Annotated in this window: 23 protein-coding genes; 14 read left to right on the plus strand and 9 right to left on the minus strand. The window is 69.1% G+C overall.

The features are described from left to right. Positions 1-5: 5 nt before the first annotated feature. The gene (locus tag IEY63_RS00190) at positions 6-179 is read right to left on the minus strand and encodes a hypothetical protein (protein WP_189066973.1); all 174 of its coding nucleotides are present in this window, start codon (positions 177-179) and stop codon (positions 6-8) included. Positions 180-494: 315 nt separating this feature from the next. On the opposite strand from IEY63_RS00190, the gene IEY63_RS00195 reads away from it, so the two are divergent. Both IEY63_RS00195 and tmk read left to right on the plus strand, forming a co-directional pair. Then, positions 495-1,286: a Nif3-like dinuclear metal center hexameric protein gene (locus IEY63_RS00195; protein ID WP_189066974.1), complete on the plus strand. Its 792-nt coding sequence runs from the start codon at positions 495-497 to the stop codon at positions 1,284-1,286. Positions 1,287-1,291: 5 nt separating this feature from the next. Then, on the plus strand, positions 1,292-1,912 hold the full coding sequence (gene tmk / locus IEY63_RS00200) for a dTMP kinase (RefSeq protein ID WP_189067977.1): 621 nt from the start codon (positions 1,292-1,294) through the stop codon (positions 1,910-1,912). Between the two features lie 25 nt (positions 1,913-1,937). Here the strand turns inward: tmk and IEY63_RS00205 are convergent, their stop codons facing one another. From IEY63_RS00205 to gnd, 5 genes are all read right to left on the minus strand, one after another. Beyond that, positions 1,938-2,780, minus strand: a complete 843-nt coding sequence (locus tag IEY63_RS00205) for a glutaminyl-peptide cyclotransferase (protein ID WP_189066975.1) — start codon at positions 2,778-2,780, stop codon at positions 1,938-1,940. Positions 2,781-2,912: 132 nt separating this feature from the next. Then, positions 2,913-4,013 carry a tRNA epoxyqueuosine(34) reductase QueG gene (gene queG, locus IEY63_RS00210; RefSeq protein ID WP_189066976.1) on the minus strand — a complete coding sequence of 367 codons (1,101 nt, stop codon included), beginning with the start codon at positions 4,011-4,013 and terminating at the stop codon, positions 2,913-2,915. 83 nt (positions 4,014-4,096) lie between these two features. Beyond that, positions 4,097-5,041 carry a glucose-6-phosphate dehydrogenase assembly protein OpcA gene (locus IEY63_RS00215; protein WP_189066977.1) on the minus strand — a complete coding sequence of 315 codons (945 nt, stop codon included), beginning with the start codon at positions 5,039-5,041 and terminating at the stop codon, positions 4,097-4,099. A gap of 16 nt (positions 5,042-5,057) precedes the next feature. Then, entirely contained in the window at positions 5,058-6,869 is a 1,812-nt protein-coding gene (gene zwf / locus IEY63_RS00220) for a glucose-6-phosphate dehydrogenase (protein ID WP_189066978.1), read from the minus strand. After that, on the minus strand, positions 6,866-8,047 hold the full coding sequence (gnd, locus tag IEY63_RS00225; protein ID WP_189066979.1) for a phosphogluconate dehydrogenase (NAD(+)-dependent, decarboxylating): 1,182 nt from the start codon (positions 8,045-8,047) through the stop codon (positions 6,866-6,868). The genes zwf and gnd overlap by 4 nt, the downstream gene beginning before the upstream one ends. 94 nt (positions 8,048-8,141) lie before the next feature. On the opposite strand from gnd, the gene mqnC reads away from it, so the two are divergent. Together mqnC and IEY63_RS00235 are read left to right on the plus strand one after the other, a co-directional pair. After that, the gene (gene mqnC / locus IEY63_RS00230; protein ID WP_189066980.1) at positions 8,142-9,326 is read left to right on the plus strand and encodes a cyclic dehypoxanthinyl futalosine synthase; all 1,185 of its coding nucleotides are present in this window, start codon (positions 8,142-8,144) and stop codon (positions 9,324-9,326) included. 130 nt (positions 9,327-9,456) lie between these two features. After that, a complete protein-coding gene (locus tag IEY63_RS00235; RefSeq protein ID WP_189066981.1) occupies positions 9,457-9,840 on the plus strand; it encodes a hypothetical protein in 384 nt (127 codons plus the stop codon). Positions 9,841-10,005: 165 nt separating this feature from the next. On the opposite strand, the gene IEY63_RS00240 is transcribed toward IEY63_RS00235, so the two are convergent. Both IEY63_RS00240 and IEY63_RS00245 read right to left on the minus strand, forming a co-directional pair. Continuing rightward, positions 10,006-10,281, minus strand: coding sequence for a hypothetical protein (locus IEY63_RS00240; protein ID WP_189066982.1), 276 nt, complete (start codon positions 10,279-10,281; stop codon positions 10,006-10,008). Between the two features lie 129 nt (positions 10,282-10,410). Then, on the minus strand, positions 10,411-13,167 hold the full coding sequence (locus tag IEY63_RS00245) for an alpha-2-macroglobulin family protein (protein WP_189066983.1): 2,757 nt from the start codon (positions 13,165-13,167) through the stop codon (positions 10,411-10,413). Between the two features lie 306 nt (positions 13,168-13,473). Here IEY63_RS00245 and IEY63_RS00250 point away from each other — a divergent pair, with 306 nt between their 5' ends. The 6 genes from IEY63_RS00250 (at position 13,474) to leuB (ending at position 18,792) form a co-directional block, all read left to right on the plus strand. Then, positions 13,474-14,760, plus strand: a complete 1,287-nt coding sequence (locus tag IEY63_RS00250) for a homoaconitate hydratase family protein (protein ID WP_189066984.1) — start codon at positions 13,474-13,476, stop codon at positions 14,758-14,760. A gap of 36 nt (positions 14,761-14,796) precedes the next feature. Further along, on the plus strand, positions 14,797-15,417 hold the full coding sequence (locus IEY63_RS00255) for a LysE family transporter (protein WP_229784388.1): 621 nt from the start codon (positions 14,797-14,799) through the stop codon (positions 15,415-15,417). 88 nt (positions 15,418-15,505) lie between these two features. Next, a complete protein-coding gene (locus tag IEY63_RS00260) occupies positions 15,506-15,835 on the plus strand; it encodes a hypothetical protein (RefSeq protein ID WP_189066985.1) in 330 nt (109 codons plus the stop codon). Between the two features lie 84 nt (positions 15,836-15,919). After that, positions 15,920-17,152 carry a hypothetical protein gene (locus IEY63_RS00265; protein WP_189066986.1) on the plus strand — a complete coding sequence of 411 codons (1,233 nt, stop codon included), beginning with the start codon at positions 15,920-15,922 and terminating at the stop codon, positions 17,150-17,152. A 22-nt stretch (positions 17,153-17,174) separates the two neighbouring features. Continuing rightward, positions 17,175-17,741: a 3-isopropylmalate dehydratase small subunit gene (locus IEY63_RS00270; RefSeq protein ID WP_189066987.1), complete on the plus strand. Its 567-nt coding sequence runs from the start codon at positions 17,175-17,177 to the stop codon at positions 17,739-17,741. Beyond that, a complete protein-coding gene (gene leuB / locus IEY63_RS00275; protein WP_189066988.1) occupies positions 17,734-18,792 on the plus strand; it encodes a 3-isopropylmalate dehydrogenase in 1,059 nt (352 codons plus the stop codon). Before IEY63_RS00270 ends, leuB begins: the two co-directional genes overlap by 8 nt. Positions 18,793-18,854: 62 nt before the next feature. On the opposite strand, the gene IEY63_RS00280 is transcribed toward leuB, so the two are convergent. Next, the gene (locus IEY63_RS00280; protein WP_189066989.1) at positions 18,855-19,022 is read right to left on the minus strand and encodes a hypothetical protein; all 168 of its coding nucleotides are present in this window, start codon (positions 19,020-19,022) and stop codon (positions 18,855-18,857) included. Between the two features lie 79 nt (positions 19,023-19,101). Between IEY63_RS00280 and IEY63_RS00285 the strand changes: the two genes are divergently transcribed. Genes IEY63_RS00285 through IEY63_RS00300 form a run of 4 tightly spaced genes read left to right on the plus strand, consistent with a single transcriptional unit; the run spans position 19,102 to position 22,353 of the window. Beyond that, complete coding sequence (locus IEY63_RS00285; protein WP_189066990.1) at positions 19,102-19,407, plus strand: hypothetical protein; 306 nt, start codon at positions 19,102-19,104, stop codon at positions 19,405-19,407. Then, the gene (gene pdxR, locus IEY63_RS00290) at positions 19,383-20,855 is read left to right on the plus strand and encodes a MocR-like pyridoxine biosynthesis transcription factor PdxR (RefSeq protein ID WP_373290866.1); all 1,473 of its coding nucleotides are present in this window, start codon (positions 19,383-19,385) and stop codon (positions 20,853-20,855) included. Before IEY63_RS00285 ends, pdxR begins: the two co-directional genes overlap by 25 nt. 58 nt (positions 20,856-20,913) lie before the next feature. Next, positions 20,914-21,279, plus strand: a complete 366-nt coding sequence (locus IEY63_RS00295; protein WP_189066991.1) for a hypothetical protein — start codon at positions 20,914-20,916, stop codon at positions 21,277-21,279. Between the two features lie 36 nt (positions 21,280-21,315). Beyond that, on the plus strand, positions 21,316-22,353 hold the full coding sequence (locus tag IEY63_RS00300; RefSeq protein WP_189066992.1) for a hypothetical protein: 1,038 nt from the start codon (positions 21,316-21,318) through the stop codon (positions 22,351-22,353). The last annotated feature ends 13 nt before the right edge of the window (positions 22,354-22,366 follow it).

The following is a 22,366-nucleotide window of genomic DNA, read 5'->3' on the forward strand; positions in this document are numbered from 1 at the left end:
TGACGTCACAGGTCCTGGGGCTCAGCGAGATCCAGTGACGGGAGGCCGAACCCCGTGATGGGCACGCTCTGAATCAACGTCACGGCCGCCCAGCGGCCCAAGTCCTCGACTCTGGGTGGGCGGTACGCGGCGGTGTCGGCGGGTGTCTGAGGGTCCTGGGCAGGGTGGGAAGACATCATGACGGTACCTCGGGAAGGTGAACAGGGGCGGTGCACTCAGGCCAGACCGGCCGCCGCGGCTGACGTCGGCGGCGCAGGACGCTGCGCCGGGCGGATGCAGGGCCCGCCGATCAGGTGGAGACGTGTCCGGTCCCACCAGCATAGGACCCGCGGCGCAGCGGCGCGGCTCACATGCCGGTCCCAGCGTACGGGTGGCCCCGTTAAGGGCGCGTTAGCCCCAACAGCTCCCTTCAGGCCACCCTGCGCGCGGGCGAGGCAGGCTGAATCAGAGGTGATTCCGGCGCGGCCCGAGGGAAGCGACCTAGAATGCCTGCCATGTCGTATGTGTCCCTGAACCCTGCGCGCGGCGAGGTGCCGCGAGACACCCTGGTCCGCTGGCTGAACGAATACCTGAACGTGGACGCCTTCAAGGACCCCAGCCTGAACGGCCTGCAGATCGAAGGCACCGAGGTGGTCCGCCGCGTCGCCGTGGCGGTGGACAGCAGCCTCAAGACCATTCAGCACGCCGCTGACAGCGGCGCGGACCTGCTCATCACCCACCACGGGCTGTTCTGGGGTCAGCCGCTGGCCCTGAGCGGCCCGCACCGCGAGCGGGTCCGCACGGCCCTCATGGCCGACCTGAACCTGTACGCCGCCCACATCCCCCTGGACGCGCACCCGTTCGTGGGGAACAACGCCATGATCGCGCAGGCCCTGACGCTCCAGAACACCCAGCCGTTCGGTGAATGGGCCGGCGGCAAGATCGGCGTCGCCGGAGAGCTGCCCTTCGAGCAGTCCCTGCAGGACTTCGCGGACCGCGTGCAGAAACTCACGGGCGAGATCTGCCTCGTGCACGGGGGCGGGCGCTCCCCGACCGTGCATCGCCTGGGCGTCCTGAGCGGCAGTGGCGCGGGCAGCATCGCCGAGGCCGCCGCGATGGGCCTGGACACCCTGCTGACCGGCGAGCCCGAGCACAAGCACTTCCACGACGCGTTCGAGTACGGCGTGAACGTCGTCTACGCCGGTCACTACGAGACCGAGGTGTTCGGCGTGCGCGCCCTGGCCGCCCGCCTTGAAGACGAGTTCGGACTGGCGTGGCAGTTCCTGCACCACCCCACCGGCCTGTGACGCCCCTGCACCCGGGCCTGTTCATCAGCTTCGAGGGCCCCGAGGGCGCGGGGAAGAGCACGCAGCTGACCCGCCTGGCCGCTCGCCTGCAAGAGCACGGTACGCCGCACCAGCTGACCCGCGAACCCGGCGGCACGCCCCTGGGTTCACGCGTGCGTGACGTCCTGCTTGACCCAGACCTGAGCATCGACCCGCTGCCCGAATTCCTGCTGTACTCCGCCAGCCGCGCCCAGCTGGTCTCGAACGTGATCCGGCCCGCCCTGGCGCGCGGCGAGGTGGTCGTGTGCGACCGGTACGCGGATTCCAGCCTCGCGTATCAGGGCGCCGGACGCGGCCTGCCCGTGAACCTCCTGCGGGAGATCACGCTGGCCGCCACGGACGGCCTCACACCGGACCTGACCGTGCTGCTGGACCTCGACCCGGCCGTGGGGCTCGACCGCGCGGCGCGGCGTGGACAACCCGACCGTCTGGAGCGCGCTGACCTGGACTTCCACCGCCGCGTGCGCGCCGGCTTCTTACACCTGGCCGAGCAGACCCCCGCACGCTTCTTGGTGCTGGACGCCACGCGCTCCGTGGACGCGCTGGCCGGGGAGATCTGGGCAGCAGCGGCGGCGCGCCTGCCCTGACGGACCTCAGCGGCTGCGCCGCGTGTCAGTGGCTGGCGCGGCCCTGTCCGGTGGGCGCGGTGACCTCGGGCTTCACGCCAGGCAGTTTCACCTCGAACACGGTCGCCCAGCGCTTGCCGGTCAGCAGCAGCGTGCCGCGCTCCGGCACGAACGCAATGCCGTTGGGCACGTCGTCAAAGGTCAGGGGCCGCCCGGCCTTCACAGCGGCGGCGCTCGCCTCGCGGGTCAGGGCGGCCACGTCAATCCAGGCGGTGACCTTCCCGGTCTGCGGATCAATCCGCGCGATCCGGTCCGTCAGCCACACGTTCGCGTACACGTTGCCCTGCACGAACTCCAGCTCATTGAGGTTCTTCACGGGCTGACCGGCGTCCGTGACCTGCACGGAGCGCGTCACGCGGAATGTTTTCGGATCGCGCCACACCAGCGTGGACGACCCGTTACTCATGATCAGCGCCTTGCCATCGGTGGTCAGGCCCCACCCCTCGCCACTGTACCGGTACCGCCCGGTCTCCTTCAGCGTGCCCGCATCGAAGGTGATGGCCACGCCGTCCTCCCACGTCAGGTGGTACGCCACGCCGTTCAGGGCCGTGACGCCCTCCCCGAACGCCGTCGCGATGGGCGTGGCGACCCTGGCCAGCACCTTCCCGCTCTTCAGATCCACGCGCCGCACGCCGGACTGCCCCTCAATACCGGTACTTTCCATGAGCGTGCCATTCCCGAGGTACTGGAAACCCTCCGTGAACGCGGCGCGGTCATGCGGGTAGCGCGCCACCACGCTGGGCATCAGGATGGGTGTCGCAACGGTCTGCGCAGCTCCCAGCGGGAACAGCAGCAGGGGCAGCAGGGCGGGCAGCAGGCGAGGGCGCACGGCCTCATGGTAGCGGCCCCCACGCGGGACGCGCGTCAGCCGTCTGGCGGGGGTGGCTGTCACAGGGGACAGCCTCAGCCTTCAAGAGCCCGGTCTGCTGGGTGCCCGGAGCCCGTCAGCGTCCTGATCTCCTCAGCCCAGCAGGCCCCCGGCTGAGGCGCGCACCACCTCGTGCGGGTCGTCCAGCAGCGGCCTGAGATGGCCCATCTCGCCCCACTGAGCCAGCGCCCAGGCCGCGGCCTCGCGCACCTCCCAGGCGGGGTCCTGCACGCCTGCCAGGAGCAGCGGCCAGCCCTGCGGCGCGCGGGTGTTCCCCAGGACCGTCAGCGCGTTGCGGGCCATGCCCTTGCGCCTCGGGCGCAGGAACGCGGTGCCCGCCCACTGCCGCTCGAACTCCCGTTCACTGACGCCAAAAAAGCGGGTCAGGTCCGGGTGGGCCAGTTCCGGGTCCGGACGGAAGAGTCGCGCCAGCGGCCCAGCCTTCAGCGTCCACGGGCAGACCTCGCTGCACACGTCACAGCCGAACAGCCACTCGCCCATCCCGGCGCGCAGCTCGGGCGGAACCGGCCCGCGGTGCTCGATGGTCAGGTACGACACGCAGCGCCGCGCGTCGATCGCGCGGTCCGGGCCGATCGCGGCAGTGGGGCAGGCGGTCACGCAGCGCAGGCAGCGCCCACAGCGGTCCGGGTGGGCCTCCGCCGCGCCGGGGTGCGGCAGGTCGGTCAGCAGGACCGCCAGCGTCACGAACGCGCCCAGCTGCGTGCTGACCAGCATCCCGGACTTCCCGCGCCAGCCCAGGAACGCCCCGGACGCGAACAGCCGCTCCATGACCGGTCCGTGATCCACGTACCCGCGGGCGCGCACGCCCAGCCGCGCGGCCTCCGCCTCCAAGTGCGATAGGACCGGCTGGAGCTGGTCATGGTAGTCCGGCGTCCACGCGTAGCGGGCCACGCGGCCCACCCGCACGCCCCCCTCCGGCACGGGCGGTGTCGCGAACGCGTGCGACACGCCCAGCACGAGCACGCTCTGCACGCCCTCTAGGCGCTGGGAGGGATCGGCCCGCACCGGCAGCTGCCGCTCCAGGTAGCTCATGCCCGCGTGGCGCCCCGCCGCCAGCCACCCTGCGTACTCGTCCACCGCCGCGCGCGGCACCTGCGCCGGGGCCCACCCGACCGCGTCCGCCCCCAGGCTCAGGGCGAGGTCGTGCAGTTGGTCGTGGGGCGAGACGCTCATCGCCGCGCAGTATGCCGCGCCGCCCGCACCGGAAAGGGGAGAGGCCGCACCCTGACAGCGGCGCGGCCCCCTGCTGTTGTCCCTTACAGCGTCTCTTTCGCCAGCGCCCAGGCGCGTTCGAAGACCTCGCCGCGTTCAGGGCGGGCCATTACGCGCGCCAGCCCCTGCGCGAGGGTCATGCTGGGCACCGTGACCTCTGTGACGCGCTGCACGTCGTCCCAGTGGCAGGCGGCCAGGGCGATGTCGCCCTGCTCGGCCTTCAGGCTGAAGTGCACGCCGTCGCCGCGCAGCTCCACGCCGCACAGGTCGCCGTTCTCGCGCCCGCAGCGGCCCAGCCGGAAGTCCACGGTGCTCAGGTCCGTCCAGCCCAGCGTGCTCGCAATGAACCCCGCGAACAGCCGCGCGGGCAGGTCCTTCTTGCCGGCGTGCCGGACGGTCAGGTGTGTCACGCGCCCCAGCTGCCGCGCCGCGTCTGGCGAGTCGAACAGCTGCGCCAGCGCCTCGCGCCACCCGGCCGAGCGGCTCCAGCCCAGGTCCGCCAGCGCGTAGTGCCGGGAGGGTGGGACGTCCAGCGTCAGGCTGTCCACGATCACCTGATCGGCGATCTCGGTCAGTTCGGCCAGCAGCGTGCCCTCGGGGCGGCTGTCCGCGCCCCACCAGACGTGGTTCACGGTCGCCGGGCGGATCAGCGGCAGGATCGCGCCCTGCAGCTGCTCGGGGCTGGCCTCCAGCGTCAGGCGTTCCACGTACAGCCCGCCCGATTGAGGCACGAGCGCGGCGTGCACAGTCAGGTCGTCCGTGCCGTCCATGACACCGATGATCTGTCGCCCCGCGTACCGGCCCTCCAGGCCCGCGAGGGCCTCCTGCACGCGGCCCAAGTGCCGCTTCACGGTCAGGGCGATCATGTTGCCGGTGTAGGCGCGCGTCTCCACGTCCGTCTGCGCCCACAGTTCATCCAGGGTCGCCTGGGCCTTGCGGACGGTAGTGTCCACTGGCCCCAGCGATTTCAGGTCGGTCGCGTAGGTCACGCCCTCACCTCCCGGGTCACAGGCGCCGCCAGCGGCGGTCGTCGCCCATCAGGTCGTCGGCCGCGTCGGGGCCCCAGGTGCCGGACGTGTAGTTCGGGAAGTCCGGGCCCTCGCCCCTCTTCGGTTTGCGGGCGGGGTCGGTGTCCCACACGCTCAGGATGCCGCTGACGATCTGCCACGCCAGGTCCACCTCGTCCTCGCGCGGGAAGAGGATCGCGTCGCCCACCATCGCGTCGAGCAGCAGGCGGGAGTACGGGCTTTCCAGCTGCGCGCCGAACGCGTCGTAGCGGAAGTCCATGACGACCTCGCGCAGCACCATCTCCTGCCCCGGCGTCTTGCTGCTGAATTTCAGGCTCACGCCCTCGTCCGGCTGGATGCGGAAGGCCAGCACGTTGCGCTCCAGGCCGCCGGGGAAGATGCCCAGCGGGGGCCGCTTGAACACCACGGCGATCTCCGTGACCTTCTTCGGCAGCCGCTTGCCGGTGCGCAGGAAGAACGGCACACCCTGCCAGCGCCAGTTGTCCACCTCCAGCTTCACCGCCACGTACGTGGGCGTCACGCTGCCCTCACGCACGCCGGGCTCCTCGCGGTACCCGGGCACCTTCTCGCCGTACAGGGTGCCGGGACCGTACTGGCCGCGCACCGCGACCTCCTCCACGCGCCCAGCGGGAATCTCCTTGACGGCGCGCAGCACCTTCACCTTCTCGTCGCGGATGGCGTCCGCGTCAAAGGCCGCCGGGGGTTCCATGGCAGTCAGCGCGAACAGCTGCATCAGGTGGTTCTGCAGCATGTCGCGCACCACGCCCGCCTCCTCGTAGTACCCGGCGCGGCCCTCCAGGCCCAGGTCCTCGGCGGCCGTGATCTGCACGTGATCCACGTACCCGCGGTTCCACAGCGGCTCGAAGATGGCGTTCCCGAAGCGGATCGCCATGAGGTTCTGCACCGTCTCCTTGCCCAGGTAGTGGTCAATGCGGTACACCTGCGACTCGTTCCACACGTGGTGAATCGCGTCGTTCAGCGCGCGCGCCGAGGCGAGGTCACGCCCGAAGGGCTTCTCGATCACCAGGCGGCGCCAGCCCTCGGACTCGTCCGAGAGGCCCAGGCGGCCCAGACCGTTGCTGATCGGCTCGAACAGGCTGGGCGGCGTGGAGAGGTAGAACAGGGCGTTCTTGCGGCCCCCGTGCGCCTCCTCGGCCCGGTCGAGTTCGCGGCCCACCTTCTCGTACACCTCGTCCGCGGCGAAATCCCCAAACTCGTAGTACAGCAGTTCGCGGAACTTCTCCAGGCTGCCCGGCTGGATCGCGTCCGTCTCCTTGCTGTCCTTCAGCGCCTGAATGGCGTAGTCCTTGAACTGCTCGTCCGTCATCTCCTGACGGCCCACCCCGACGATGTTGAACGCGCTGCCCAGCAGGCCGTCCTGCCACAGCCCGAACACGGCGGGCAGCAGCTTGCGCCGGGACAGGTCGCCGGTCGCGCCGAAGATCACCAGCGTGGCGGGTTCCGGCGCGCGGTTGCGGCGCATCAGCGCGCGGAAGGGGTTCGTGCCGTCCTCGCCGGGGGCGCCCGCCGCTCGTTTCGGACTGGCCTTTTTCGGGGCGGCTTTCTTCACCTTCGGGGCGGGTTCAGCCACGCCCACCTTCTGCGCAGCGGCCTTGCGGGTCACGTTCTCCTGCACCTCGCTGGCCTTCACGCCACGGGCGCGGGTGTCCTTCGCGGGGGCGGCGCTGGCGGCCTTCTTCGCCGATGCCTTCTTGGCCGCGGGCTTCTTGGCGGCAGGTTTCTTCGCCGGTTCCTTCTTGGCACTGTCCTTTTTCGCGCCGCGGGTCATGCGTCACCCTTCACGCGCTGCTGGCCAGTCTCGCCCAGCTGTTCGGCGGCGCTCCCCTCGCCCGCGCTGGCCGTCTGGCCGATGTTCTCCGGCGCGGCCACCTTGGGGTGATCGCCGGGCGCCACCTCGGGCACCAGGCCCTCCTGGCGGGGGGATTCGATGGTCTTCACGGCGTGCCCGCCGAACGCGCGGCGCATCGCCGAGAGCATCTGCCCGGCGTAGCTGACCTCCTGCTGGCTGCGGAAGCGCATCTGCGTCGCCAGGGTGATCACGGGGGTCGGCACGCCCAGTTCTATGGAGTCGATGATCGTCCAGCGGCCCTCGCCACTGTCCGCCACGTAGTCCGAGAGCTTCTCGAACTCGGCCTTGTTCTGCAGCGCCTCGGCGGTCAGGTCGAGCAGCCAGGAACGCACGACGCTGCCGTGCCGCCACAGTTCGGCAATCTGCGCCATGTCGAGGTTGAAGTCCTGATGCGCCTTCATCAGCTCGAAGCCCTCGGCGTAGGCCTGCATCATGCCGTACTCGATGCCGTTGTGGACCATCTTCACGTAGTGCCCGCTGCCTGCCGGGCCCATGCGGCCCCAGCCGCGGTCGGCGGCGGGCGCGAGCGCCTCGAAGGCGGGACGCAGGCGCTCGACGGCTTCCTCGGCGCCGCCGATCATCATGGCGTAGCCTTCCTTGAGGCCCCACACGCCGCCGGACGTGCCGACGTCCACGAAGTGAATCCCTTTGGCCCCGAGTTCCTCGGCGCGCCGGATGCTGTCCTTGTAGTTGCTGTTGCCGCCGTCGATGATGATGTCGCCGGGCGCGAGGCGCGTGGCGAGGTCGTCGATGACGCTCTGCGTGATCTTCCCGGCGGGGACCATGACCCACACGGCGCGGCTCCCCGGCTCGCCGAGTGCGGCGATCAGGTCGTCCATGCTGCGGGCACCGCGGGCGCCCTGCCGTTCGATCTGCGCGACGCTGTCCTCGCTGCGGTCGTAGCCGGTGACCTCAATGCCCCCCTGGGTAAGGCGCAGGACCATGTTGCCGCCCATCTTGCCCAGTCCGATCATGCCTAGTTTCATGGTTGTCCTCCCGGCATGGAAGCGCTTCCGGCCCCCAGCCTCAACGTGCTGCACTATACGTCCGCACCCGCGCGGGACGTCCAGGGCAGCCCCCCCGCCTTCACGCCGCATGAAGCAACCGTCAACCCCGCCCCCACCCCGGACGCCGCGCACCTCCGTGAAAGGAGAGACCAATGCCCGCCGGACGCAGTGCTACGCTCCGGACATGACCGCACCCGCCCCCACCCCCGCAGCGGGCGACCTGCTGCCCCGCGCCGCGCGCGGCGAGCGCCTCCACCACGCCGAGATCGAGGCTCTGTACCACCAGCCTCTCCCGGACGTCGCCGCCGTCGCCCACCACCTGCGCCTCCAACGGCGCGACCCCGACACCGTCACGTTCCTGATCGACCGGAACATCAACTACACCAACATCTGCAACGTCGGCTGCAACTTCTGCGCCTTCTATCGCACCCGCCGCCAGAAGGACAGCTACACCCTCGACTACGAGCAGATCAGCCACAAGATCCGCGAACTCGAAGCCGTGGGCGGCACCCGCATCCTCCTCCAGGGCGGCGTGAACCCCGACCTGGGCCTGGACTACTACACAGGCCTGCTGCGCCACGTCAAGGCGCACCACCCCACCATCCGCATCGACGCCTTCAGCCCCGAAGAAGTCCTGTTCATGGAGAAAACCTTCGGCCTGAGTCTCGACGCGCTCCTCGACACGCTGATCGACGCGGGCCTCGACGGCCTGCCCGGCGCTGGCGGCGAGATCCTCGAAGACGACGTGCGCGCCAAGGCCGCCCCCGCCCGCATCCGCAGCGAGGACTGGTTCCGCATCATCGACGCCGCCCAGCGCAAGGGCCTGTACACTATTGCCACCATGGTCATCGGCTTCGGCGAAACCTACGCCCAGCGCGCCAGCCACCTCCTGAAAATCCGCGAGCAGCAGGACAAAGCCAACCGCGACTACGACGGCAACGGCTTCTCCGGCTTCGCCATGTGGACCCTCCAGACCGAACACACCCGCCTGCACGGTAAGGCCCCCGGCGCCACCGCGCACGAGTACCTCCAGCAGCTCGCCATCGCCCGCATCGCGCTGGACAACATCCCCAACATCCAGGCGTCCTGGCCCGCGCAGGGCTTCAAAGTCGGACAGGCCGCGCTGTACTACGGCGCGAACGATCTCGGGTCAACCATGCTCGAGGAGAACGTCGTCTCCGCCGCCGCCGGCCACGACCGCCACCAGGCAACCGTACGCGAACTGATCCGCATCGCCGTGGACGCCGGCTTCACCCCCGCCATCCGCAACAGCCGCTTCCAGATCATCGACTGGCCCGACGCGCAGGCCATCCTGAACCGCGCCCCGGAGAACCCCGAAGGCGACCGCGCCGTCGGCTCAGCAGGCTGAACCCTGGAACACAGCCGGGGCGGCTCCCCCCACATATGCAGGCCGGGGCCTAGTGGCCCGACCAGCCCGCAGAATAGGAGGGAGTGACCGCGAGACCCTGTCCCTCACTCGCCCACGCCACGCTGCTCCCGTGCGCCCGGAGGACCGCGCTGTGCCCGCCCTGGCCTTCATCTTCTGCGAAACCCGCCCCCACCCCACGACCACGCCCACCGAGTGGACCGGCGAGGCGCGCCTGCTCCTCGACCCGCCGCGCGACCTGCTGGATGCCCTGCACGCCGCCGACCTGCACGACCTCGGCCACCCCGACGACCTCAGCGTGCAGGTCAGCGCCGAGACGCTGTTCGAGGACGGCCAGATCACCGGGCGCACCACCCTGAACGCCGCGGACCTCGCCACCCTCACCGCGCACCTGCCCGACCCCCACCACGCCCGCCTGCTCGCCTGGGCGGCCTTCGCCTACGCCTTCGAAAGGCAGGGCAACGAGGCCCGGTTCATCATGTGGTTCGTGGAATAACCCCCACGGATCAGGGGCACCGCACCACAACGCGCTGAAATGTTGTGGACTGTCGCTGATGAATCGGGCCGAGCGCCGGCTCAGCGCGCTGGGCCCGCCGCACCTCAATAAAATGATCCCGCCACGCACAGGCGGGACCATCTGCAACAGCAGCTATTCAGCGCTTCACGCCGCGCCAGGAAGGTCGGTGGCCCCACCACCCGGCAGGGCGCCGTCCAGCTGCACCCGCCGGGCCATATCTTCAAGGACTTCCCCGTACAGACTCGCGCTGAGTCTGGGCAGCCACGCCAGCTCAAGCGTGATGTCCCCCAGGTCCCGGTGCACGCTCCGGTGCTGCCAGCCCGGGCCTTCAGCGTCCAGCACGAACTGCGCGGACTGCACGAGAATCCTCACGCGGCCCTCTGCCGTCCGCGTATCACTGAAGTGACGGGTGACATTCATGGCCCCAGGATACGCAGCGCCCCTGACGAGATTCATACGCCAAAGTGATGATGGGCTGACTGCCCAGCCGGTGCATGAAGCATGGAGAGTGCCCATGCTGCTCAGGCGCTCCCCATGCTCGTTCCCGCGTTACTTGATCAGAGAGATGGACGCCGTGCCGCTGTAATCCTCGCTCCAGACGGCGAGCGTGCCACCATCTGCATTCAGGGCCGCGCCCCTGACGTTCAAGAGCGAGATGAACGTGCTGATGGGCTTGGCCCCGCCGGTTTCCAGGCGGTAGACGCCAGAAGTGTCCCGCCCCCACAGCGTCGAGGTGTTCTTGCGGTCAAAGCCAAGCAACTCGCCGGTGCTGATGCCGTCAAACTGCGTGACGGTACCGTCACTGTTCACGCGGCTCAGGGCGCCGTATGCGGACAGCCACAGGGTGCCGTTGTCGCTGATGGCGGCGCTGCTGGCGGGCACGGTGGTTTCGACCTTCGTGGCCTGCTGCGTGGTTGTCTCAATCCGGTAGATGCCGCCGGGGTACCCGGGCACGATGAGCGCGAGCTGCTGCCGGTTCGGGCTGAAGAAGAAGTTCTGGTTCCCGTAGAACGACCCCGCCGAGCCCAGGTTCAGGTTGACGGGTGTGATCTCTCCGGTCGCGGTCGTCCAGGTGTTCAGGGAGGATGTGACGGCTCCCGCGCTGTAGGTGCTGCGCACGAACCACACGCGGCCCTGACTGTCCGTGGTGTTGCTCATGGTCTGCACACTGCCCAGCTGAGGGGTGGGCAGTGTGGTGACGGCCCCCTCATCGGACACCAGCGTGGCCACATCCTGGCCGAGCACCAACACGCCTCCGTCGGTTTGAATGAAGCGCGGGCTGGAGTATCCCGACGTTGGCGCTGACACGCTTGTCAGCGCCTGCCCACTGGCGCTCACGCGGGTCACTTTGATCCGGTACTGGTTTGTGGCGCTGTCGAATGCGCCGTCCGTGGCGACCCACGCACCTGCAGTGGCCTGCGTGACCCCCAGCACCGCACCTGACACAGGAAGGCTGGCACGGGCAGGGCGGACACTCAGAGTCGCTGTCGGGGAGCTGTACTGGCCCAGATCTGGGCTGCTCACCTTGATGGTCGAGTTGCCCAGCGCCGCGTCGACGCTGGCCTGCACGGGCACCATGACCTGAGTGGACGCGCCTGGCGTGACCACGACGGTCTTGGGCGTAGCGGTCACGCCAGCTGGCAGGTCGGTCAGGGTGACGGTGGTGGAGCCGCTGAAGCCGTTGCTGGTGGAGACCGTGACGGGGACGCTGGCCGACTCACCCTGAGAGACAGAGAGCCCGTAGCCACTGAATGACAGGTTGACGGTAGGGGCATTCACGGTCAGTTTCCCTGAAGCGCTCGCGGACTTGTCAGCGCTGGTCGCCGTGACGGTGATCGGATACGTGCCGGGTTTCACGCTTCCGTCTCCAACGACCTTCAGGGTGACGTACGACGCCCCATTCAGGTTGGTCGTGACGGGCTGAGTACTGAGTCCGGCAGGCAGGCCTGAGAGGGTGTACGTGACGCTTCCCGAGTAGTTGCCAATGCTGGATGCGTACACGTAGACGTCCTGCGAGCCGCTGGGATACATCTGGACGTCCGGTGGGGAGAGCATGATTGACAGGCCCGGCCGGGTGACGCTCACGCTGCTGTAGCCACCGCCCACCTGTTTGCCCGCCGCGTCCCGCGCCACGATCTGGAACGGCGTACCGCTCAGGTTACCCTCGCCGCTGTAATGGAAGGTCAGCGTGGTATCGAGGCGCTGCGGATTCAGACCCAGACGGCCCAGGTACGTGGCCGTCGCTCGTGCGTCCTGGCTGGTCAGGGTGGCCGCCGTCAGGTTGACAGTCTTGGGTTCAATGGTGAGGCCGGGCAGGTCGGTGCTCAGGCTGATCTGGCCGGTGTAACCGCCGTCCTGGTAGATCCGCGCTGCGACAGAAACGTCTGCGTCAGAGGTGAAATCGACCGAGCTGGCCAGGGTGATATTGACCTCTGGCGATGCCCGCACAGCTTTCAGGACGCTACGCGCGCCGCTGCCAAGGGTTTTGATCGTCAGTTGATCGTTGCTGCCGGCGTACTCCACGGCGTTCCAGCCCGCGGTCAGGTTCACATCCAGGCTTACGGTGCCGGTGCTGCCGTCCGGAAACGTGCAGGTGAGCTTTCCTTTCACGGTCGCGGCGCTGTCACTGTACAGGCGGGCCACCTGGCTGCCGCTCACAGTGCCTCCCGCCACGAGCTGTTCAGTCACCGTGCCCAGGTAATCCACCTTCGAACTCAGGAGGGTGACCTCTGAGAACAGCGCGATACTTGGATTGGCGCTCTGAGTGCCCGTAAACTGGCACGAGTCGAGGTTTCCTGTCGGCAACAACTGGAAGAGGCTGGCGGGAGCCTTGGTCAGGGACAGATCGAGTGCGCCATTGGTCACGGCACTTTTGTTGTTGATCTCCACCTCCGAGCCCTGACTCAGGACACTGATCGCAGCGCCGGTTGGGAGGTCACTGACTGGTCCCTGAATTCGGGTCGGCTGCACCGCAGTGCCAGGCATGACCTTGTACTCGACGGTGATCGTCTTGCTGGCGTCCAACGTGACGGTCTGTGGCGTGGGGGTCACATACCCGTTCACAGTGCCGGCTTCAACTTTCACAGTGGTGCCCGGTGTGAGATTGGTGAAGACCTTGCTGCCATCAAGTGTGCCGTCGAACAGTGTCGCGCCAGAGCCGGCGTTGGTGACCTTGATGGGCGCGCTGCTGACCCCATTCAATGCAACGGTCAGGCTGACGGATGCGGCGGGTGGGGCGGGCTGCGGGCAGGCCGTGAGCAGCACGGTCAGGCCAAGCATGGCGGTCGGAAGCTGAAGACGTTTCATAATCGCTCAGAATTCTAATGCCTTGATCTTGAATAGGTTGCCGCAGATGACGTTTGTCAGAGTGAAGAACTTCACGTGAAGGCATTCCCGGACTCCTCTTTTTTGCTCGGCCCGTCTACACACCTGCGAGCCGCGTGCCTGGGCCTCCCGTAGACTCCGGGCATGTTCAACTTCTCACGACGACAGGGTGCGCCCACTGCGGTGCTTCTTCTTCGTTGGGGGCGTTGAGCGCAGCCCAGCGTTCACCTGCACGCCCCCGGAAGCGAGAAGCGACCGGGGGCGCGTTTATCTGGGGGAGGTTTCATCATGGGAATGACGATTGCAGAGAAGATCCTCGCCGCGCACAGCGGTCACGATCACGTGGTGCCCGGACAGCTGATCGAGTGCCGCACCGACTGGGTGCTGTGCCACGAGATCACCACGCCCGCCGCGCTGCGCATGCTGGAAGAACGCGGAATGGATCAGGTGTTCAACCCGGATCAGATCGTCGCGGTTCCTGATCACTCGGTGCCGGCCATGAACATCAAGGCCGCGAAGATGTACCAGAAACTCAAGAGCTGGGTGCACGAGAAGGGCATCAAGCACTTCTTCGACGTGGGTCGCGGCGGCATCGCACACGTGGTGCTGGAGAACACCGGCCTGATGAAACCCGGGCAGACCCTCGTGAGTGGTGACAGCCACACCTGCAACGCGGGCGCCCTGGGGGCCTTCGCGACCGGCGTGGGCAGCACCGACCTGGCGGGCGCCATCTACGCCGGGAAGGTGTGGTTCAAGGTGCCGGAAACCATGCTGATCCGCGTGACCGGTCAGACCCAGCCGGGCGTGACGCCCAAGGACATCGTGCTGGAAGTCATCAAGCGCATCGGCGCGGACGGCGCGAACTACATGGTTATGGAGTGGGTCGGGGACTACATCGACAACTTGGACATGGAGGGCCGCTTCACGCTGACGAACATGGCCATCGAGGCAGGCGGGAAGACCGGCATCGTCGCCGTGGACGACACCACCCGCGCGTACATGAGCGCCCGCGGCGTCACGCCCGACGCGTACACCGAGTACCAGTCCGACGCGGACGCCAGCTTCAAGGTGATCGTCGAGGTGGACGCCTCACAGGTCGAACCGACCGTCGCCTACCCACACATTCCCAGCAATGGGCGCGTCGCTGGGAGCGACCGGATCGCCGTGACGCACGCGTACGTGGGCAGCTGCACGAACGGCCGCATCAGCGACCTGCGCGACGTCGCCCGCATCCTCAAGGGCCGCAAGGTCGCCGAGGGCGTGCAGATGATCGTCGTGCCCGCCACGCAGGCCATCTGGAAACAGGCCGCGCAGGAGGGCCTGCTGGAGATCTTCGTGGACGCCGGGGCCAGCGTCAGCTACCCCAGCTGCGGCGCGTGCCTGGGCATGCACTCCGGCGTGCTCGGGCCCGACGACGTGTGCATCAGCAGCAGCAACCGCAACTTCGTGGGCCGCATGGGCGACCCTTCAGCGCAGATCTACCTGGCTAGCCCGGCCACCGTCGCCGCGAGCGCCGTCGCGGGCTTCATCAGCGACCCGCGCGCGTACAACGACACCATCAACGCCGCCGACTGAGCGGCCGCGACCCAAAGTCAAGGGGAGGAGAGAAGCGTGGATCTGAACATTCTGCTGGCCGTAGCGGCCATTCACACGGTGGTTCTCGTGATCCCCGGCCCGGACGTCCTGCTTGTCAGCCAGACCGCACTGGCCCGCACGCGCCGCTCGGCCCTGCTGGCCGGGCTGGGCGTCGTGCTGGGCATCGCGTGCTGGGCGGCGCTGGCGCTGCTCGGCATCGGGCTGCTGTTCCAGGCGTTCCCCTGGATTCACGGCGTGGTGAAGGTCGCGGGCGGCGCGTACCTGCTCTGGATGGGCCTGAACCTCTGGCGCAGCAGCACGCAGAAACCAGCGGAGGCTGCGCCCATCCAGGCGCCCCTGAGCGACCTCGCCGCGCTGCGCGCCGGGTTCCTGACGAACATCAGCAACCCCAAGGCCGCCGTGTTCTTCGGCAGCGTGTTCAGCGGCGTCCTCGGCGCGCACGCGGGCACCGGACTGAAGCTCGCCGCGTTCCTCGTGATCGTCGGCCTCAGCCTGGGCTGGTTCGCGCTGGTCGCCACCGGCATGTCCACCGCGCCCATGCAGCGCGCCTACCTCCGCGCCCGTCGCGGCGTGGACCGCGTGGCGGGCACGCTGATGCTGGGCTTCGGCGGACTGCTGCTCGCCTCCCGCGAGTGAGGCAGGTAGGGGGTGCAGATGCTCGGTCCGGCTGAGGTGATCCAGATGAGGCAGCGGCGGCGTCACCACTCATCTACGCTGGTCGGAGATGCCGTACCTCCTGCTCGCACTGCTGACTGCTGGACTGACCTGGCGCATCATCTCGTCGGGGCGCCTGGCGTACTCGAAACGTCAGATCCTGATGTCGTGGATCGGGCTGCTCGGGCTGCCCATCACCATGGCGTTCTGGCAGGGCGGCATGGACCTGTCAAAAGCCGCGCACCAAACCCTCCTGAGCACGGCGATCCTACTGCCGATGCTGGTCGTTGTCGGTCTCTGCCGGGAAGTTTTTCCGCTTATACCTACCGAGCTGATGCTGTTTGCTCCGGCTCTCTGGTACGTTCTCGCAGGTCGGGAACCACGCAGCCTGACACGGTAACGGCGTCCGGCATTTACGGAGAGGTGAGCCGTCTCAGTCGTGACCGGACTGCTACTCGCGTCCCGAGAGTAAGCTGGGTGGACTATGGGTGAAGCCAAACGCCGCAAACAACTGGGTCTGATGCCCACCGTTCACCCCTTCGAGGCGCAGCTGGACGCCGACGGCACCCTGACCTTCACGCAGGCCCCCGACGACGCCGCGCTGCGCGAGCGGATCGAGGAGGCGCTGCGCCTCACGCAACCGTACGGGGCGGCGTGGGATAGCCAGTACCGCACGCAACTCGTCCTGCACGGGCGGGTGGACGGCACCCTGTCCACAGCCGAGGACGTGGCGGCGCTGCCCGTCGCGCCCCACCGCCGCGTGACCGGGGAACTCACGACCGGCGGCCAGCCGCACGAGCAGGACATTCGCGTGGATGGCGGGCACGTCCGCCTGCGGAGCGTGGAGCACTCCTTCGATGGGCAGCGCTGGGAAGCGTTCCCCGCGAACGCCGATCCGAACGCCGCCGTGCGCCGCCTCCTGAACCACCCCGCCGCGCGCCTGACCGGCGAGACCGTCGCCTCCTACGCGGTCGAGCAGTACCGCGAGGGCCGCACCGACATCGACCCCGAACCCCCCGCTGAACTGCTGGAGGCCATTGAGGGCCTGGCCCGCGAGTACCACGGTGAATCCGACGCCGACTGGCAGGACCTGCACCTCGAACTTGCCCCCGACGCCGGAGAGGCAACGCCGGTCGCCAAGCGCGTCGTGTTCGACCTGACGCAACCCGCGCCCCTCCAGACGCCCTTCAGCCGCGCGTTCGCGGTCCTCGGCAACGTGGAGGTCGTCCCGCAGGAGGGCAGCGCCGCCTACACCCTGGACGGCGAGGAGTGGGTGTCGTACGCCGACGGTCAGACCTTCGAGGGAGGCCTGCCCCCGGAACTCGCGGACATCTTCGACCTGGACACCGTGCCCGTCACCGTCCACGCCGACGGCCGCGTGGAATGGGACGAGGACGACATCCCCGCCGAGCACGCCGAGCGCCTGCGCACCGAACTGCGCGACACGACCGGCGCAGGCACCCCCGACGACTGGGCCAAGTGGACGCGCGAGATGCTCGCCAACGTCTACGCCGAGGAACTCGTGATCCCCGACGGCGCAGAGCTGCCCATCCCGACCGCCGTGCGCCTCGACATCCCCCTGGACGCCCTGACCGACCCGGACCCCCTCGCGCAGACCTTCATGGAATCCGAGGTGACCTTCGACGGTCAGGCGTGGCGCGACCTGTACGACGAGGAAGTGCCGGAAGAACTCCGCGCCTACTCGCACCTGAACTGAATTTCAACCGGAGGAAGAAATTATGCCCACCGTGCACGTGTTTGCCCGTGATCACATCAACACCGACGAGATCATCCCCGCCCGCCACCTGACCACCGACGTGGAGAGCGAACTCGCGAAGTACGCCATGGAGGACTACGACAAGGACTTCGTGCGGCGCGTGCAGCCCGGCGACATCATCGTGGCCGGCGCGGACTTCGGGTGCGGCAGCAGCCGCGAGCACGCCGTGTGGGCGCTGCGCGGCGCGGGCGTGGCTGCCGTGATCGCCCCGAACTTCGCGCGGATCTACTACCGCAACTCCATCAACAACGGCTTCCTGGCGCTGGAATGCGACGGGATCGTCGAGGCCTTCCAGGACGGCGATCCGGCCGACCTAGACCTGAAGGGCGGCACGATCACGAACACCCGCACCGGGCAGAGCCTCACGTTCGTGCCCGTCCCGCAGTTCGCGCTGGACGTGCAGCAGGCCGGGGGCTGGCTGGAGTACATGAAGGCGAACGATCAGGCGGCGCTGGAAGCCGAGTCCCTGAATGCCCACTCCACTCAGGCCGGTCACGGCCACCCCGGACAGGAGGAACAGCATGCCTAAGATCGTCACCCTGCCCGGCGACGGGATCGGCCCCGAGGTCACCGCCGCTGCCGTCGCTGTCCTGCGCGAGGTCGCGCCCGACGTCACCATTGAGGAACACCTGATCGGCGGGATCGCCTATGACACGCACGGCGACCCGTTCCCGCAGGTCACCCGCGACGCCCTGAAGGACGCCGACGCGGTGCTGCTGGGCACGGTGGGTGGCGCGCAGGACAGCGCCTGGAACCTCCTGCCCCGGCACCTGCGGCCTGAGAGCGGCCTGCTCGCGCTGCGCAAGGCGCTCGGGTGCTACGCGAACCTGCGCCCCGTGCGCGTCCAGCCGGGCCTGGAGCACCTCTCGCCCCTGAAGGCGGAACTGGCGCGCGGCGTGGACATCCTGATCGTGCGTGAACTGCTGGGCGGCGTGTACTTCGACGGGGACCGCAAGATCGACGGGGACACCGCGTACAACACCATGCGCTACACCACCCCCGAGGTCGAGCGCGTGGCTCGCGTGGCCTTCTGGGCCGCCGAGCAGCGCAAGGGCCGCGTGACCAGCGTCGACAAGGCCAACGTGCTGGAAGTCAGCGAACTGTGGCGCCGCGACGTGACTGCCCTGCGTGACCGCGAGTACCGCGGCATTCACCTGAACCACGAGTACGTGGACAGCGTCGCCATGCTGATCGTATCCGACCCCAGCCGGTACGACGTGATCGTCACCGAGAACCTCTTCGGCGACATCCTCAGCGATCTGGCCGCCGTCATCCCCGGCAGCCTCGGCCTGATGCCCAGCGCCAGCCTGGGAGACGGCGCGGGCCTGTTCGAACCCATCCACGGCAGCGCGCCCGACATCGCCGGGAAAGGAATTGCCAACCCTGCCGCCGCGATCATGAGCGCCGGGATGCTGCTGCGCCACGGCCTGAAGCGTCCCGAGGGCGCCAACCAGATCGACCGCGCCGTCGCCCTGGCCCTGCGCGAACACCCCACCCGCGACCTGGGCGGCAAGGCGGATACGCAGACCTTCACCCGCGCCGTCCTCAGCGCCCTGGAAACTTCACCCGCCGTCGGGTAATACACAGCCCGAGGGGCGGCGGGTCACTCCGGGAGGGGAGAGGCCCGCCGCTTCCCCTGCCTTCAGGGCCGGTCGAGGTGCTCCAGGCGTTCGCGCAGGTCATCCACCTGCCGCTGAAGCTCGGCGCGTTTCCGCGAGCCGCGCATCAACCACATCAGCGGCAGGGCCACCAGTGCCGCAATGAGAAGCGTCGCCACCAGCAGCACGAGGAGTTCCAGAGGGCCGATCATGACTCACCCTACGCGGTGGTCGCCCGGATCGTTGCCGCACTTGCTGTTCACGCCGCCCCGCGCGGCGCATGCTGGGGGCATGACCGACGCCGTGACCTTCCCAGCTCCCGCCCGCATTCCGTACCCTGGCGGGTGCGTGCTGGAACCCGCCCCGTACGCGCTGGACTGGCTGCTGAAATGGCCCGCGGACGTGACTGTGAACGGCACCCTGCACGCGGACGTGCCCGTGTTTCCGCTGCTGCGCGACCTGCTGCGTGACCCCGCCGCGCACGGCCTGACGCCCGAGCAGGCCCAGGCGGCCCGTGACCGCTTCCTTGACGTGGCGGGGCAGGCGCTGGAAGCCGAGGGTGGGCAGCGCGCGTGGCTGGAACGGGAATTCCGCTGACGTCAGACGCCGCGCGTGCCGGGCTGGACGCCCTGGCCCTCCTGCCAGCGCAGCCCGGCGAGACCCGCCAGGCGCAGGTGACGCGCTCCCTGCGGGGCGCCATCGTGCGGGGCCTGCTGCCCGAAGGAACCCGCCTGCCCGGCCACCGCCGACTCGCAGAGCACCTGGGCGTCTCCCGCAACACCCTGGTGGACGCGCTGGGCCAGCTGGAGCTGGAAGGGTACGTGCAGGCGCAGGGGCGCAGCGGCACCCGCGTCAGCGTCCCCGCCCACCCGGAGCGGCCCGCCGCCCCCAGGGGAACACTGCCGCTCAGTGCCTGGGCGCAGCGGGCCCTGACCGGACAGGTCGAGGACGCCGGCGGCGAGTACGCCGTGGACTTCCGCGTGGGGCAGCCTGTGCCGGAACTGTACCCGGAGGCCGCGTGGACGCAGGCGCTCGCCCGGCGGGCCGCGCAGGCCCTGCGTGCCGGTACCCCGGATGACCCGCTGGGCCCCCTGGAGACGCGGCGCGCCCTGGCCGCCCACCTCAACGCCGAGCGGGGCGCGCAGGTGACGCCCGACATGCTCCTCCTGACCGGTGGCACGCAGGGCGCCCTGGACGCCCTGGCCCGCGTCTTCCTGGAGCCCGGGCGGACCGCCGCCGTTGAGGACCCCACGTACCCCGGCGCGCGCGCCGCACTGGCCGCCACCGGCGCGCGCGTGCAGCCCGTCCCGGTGGACGGGCAGGGCGTGCAGCCCGCCCAGCTGCCCACCCGGGCCGCGCTGCTCTACGTCACGCCCGGATGCCAGTACCCCACGGGCGTCGCGCTGCCCGCCGCGCGCCGACAGGCCCTGATCCGCTGGGCACAGGACACCGACGCCTTCATCCTGGAAGACGACTACGCCGCTGACCTGTACCACGCGGCCCGGCCGCCCGCCGTCCTCCAGGGCGTCGCGCCGGACCGCGTGATCCTGCTGGGTTCATTCAGCAAGAGCCTCGCGCCCGTCACCCGCAGCGGTTTCCTGGCCGCTCCGCCAGACGTGGTCCGCGTTCTGGCCGCCACCCGTCCCCTCACAGACCGCGTCCCGGGCCGACTGGACGCCCTGGCGCTGGCGGACGTGCTGAGCACCGGCGCGTACAGCCGTCACCTGCGACGCGCCCGCGCCGTCCTCACCCACCGGCGCGACGTGCTCCTGCATGAACTGTCCCTGCGGCTGCCCAGCCTGCACCCCCACCCCTCCCCGGGCGGCCTGCACGTCTACCTGCCCCTGCCCGCCTACTGGACGGAAACCGGCGCGGTCGAGCAGGCCGCCGAGCAGGGCGTGGCCGTCAGCCGCGTCAGTCCCCTGACCGACGGCCCACACCCCCCGGCGGTGCTGCTGGGCTTCGCGCACCTCACCCCCGAACAGCTGCGCGCAGGCGCCGCCCGCCTCGCCCGGGCGTGGTCCCACCACGGCGAGGCAGGCTGAACTCACTCCAGCCGCCTTTCGAGCACATCCGCAGGCCGATCAGGGTAGACTCTACGCAATGCGGTTGCTGCTTGCTGCCCTGGCACTGGTCCTGACGTTGATGTACTTCACGTTCGGACTCCGATTCGGCTACGTTACCCTCACGCCCACCTACATGCTGAACGCCACCGGAGAAAGCCACTACGGCTTCATCACCTACGAAGAAGGCCAGACGGTCGGCGTGCGCGGCATGTGCGACGTCCGCAAGGGGAGCGTCACCGTCCGCCTCCTCGACCCTGGCGGCACCCAGGTGGCCGGACAGGTCTGCCCCAAGGGCAAATGGGCCCTGAACGCCATGGGCAAGGGCCGCAACGGCACCTATGAACTGATTGTGGACTACAAGGACTTCACGGGCATTCTCGACATCGAAGAATCCCGCAAGTAAGCGCCCAGCGCGCCAGGGGCGCAGGTACACTGGGGCGTGACCACCCCACTCACGGCCACGGCCCACACCGCGCAGGACACGCGGAGCGCCACCACCCGGCAGAACCTGCTGACCATCGCGCTCGCCTGGTGGCTGATCGCCGGTGTCTTCACGGACGGCTGGGCGCACAACCAGTTCGGTGAGACGCTGGAAACCTTCTTCACGCCCTGGCACGCCGCGTTCTACAGCGGCTTCCTGGCCGTCGCCGGGTGGTGCCTGTACCTCGCGTCCCGCGGGTGGCGCGCCGGACGACGCGGCCTGAACGCCTTCCCCGACGGGTACCACCTCGCCGCGCTCGGCGTGCCGATCTTCGCGCTGGGCGGCATCGGCGACCTGACGTGGCACACCGTTCTGGGCATCGAGGTCGGCATTGAGGCCCTGCTCTCACCCACGCACCTCCTACTGTTCCTCGGAGCGATGCTGATCGCCGCGTCCCCCCTGAACGCCGCGTGGCGCAGCGCCGAACCGCGCGCCGCCCGCCCCGCCGTCCGCTGGGCCGCCACCCTGTCGGCCACCAGCCTGCTCGCCATGACAGCCTTCATGCACATGTACCTCTGGGGCCTTCTGACCGTCCCGCAGGGCCTGGGTTACGTCCAGACGCGCGGGGAACTGGGCACGATCCTCCTGACCGCCGTCATCATGGCCGCCCCACCCCTTCTCCTCCTGCGCCGCTTCACCCTGCCCTTCGGCGCGGTGGCCGTCATGTACGGCGTCACGAACCTCGGTATGACCCTTATGATCCTGCCCGGGAATGTCCGCGTGCCCCTTCTGGCCGTCGCCACCGGGCTCCTGATCGACGTGTGGCACGCCCTCCTGCGCCCCAGTCCTGCCCGGCCCTGGCACCTGCGCGCCTTCGCGTTCCTGCTGCCCCTCAGCGTCTGGGGGCCGTACCTCGGGGACGCCGTGTGGCGCGGCCAGACCAGCCTCAGCCTCGAACTCTGGCTCGGCGTGGCCGTCATGACCGCCCTGGGCGGCGTCGCGCTCAGCGCCCTGATCTTCCCCGCACCCATCCCAGTGGAGGCGGAGGAAAGCTAATTCAGACCGCTTG

The sequence above is a fragment of the Deinococcus radiotolerans genome (assembly GCF_014647435.1).
GTDB lineage: Bacteria > Deinococcota > Deinococci > Deinococcales > Deinococcaceae > Deinococcus > Deinococcus radiotolerans.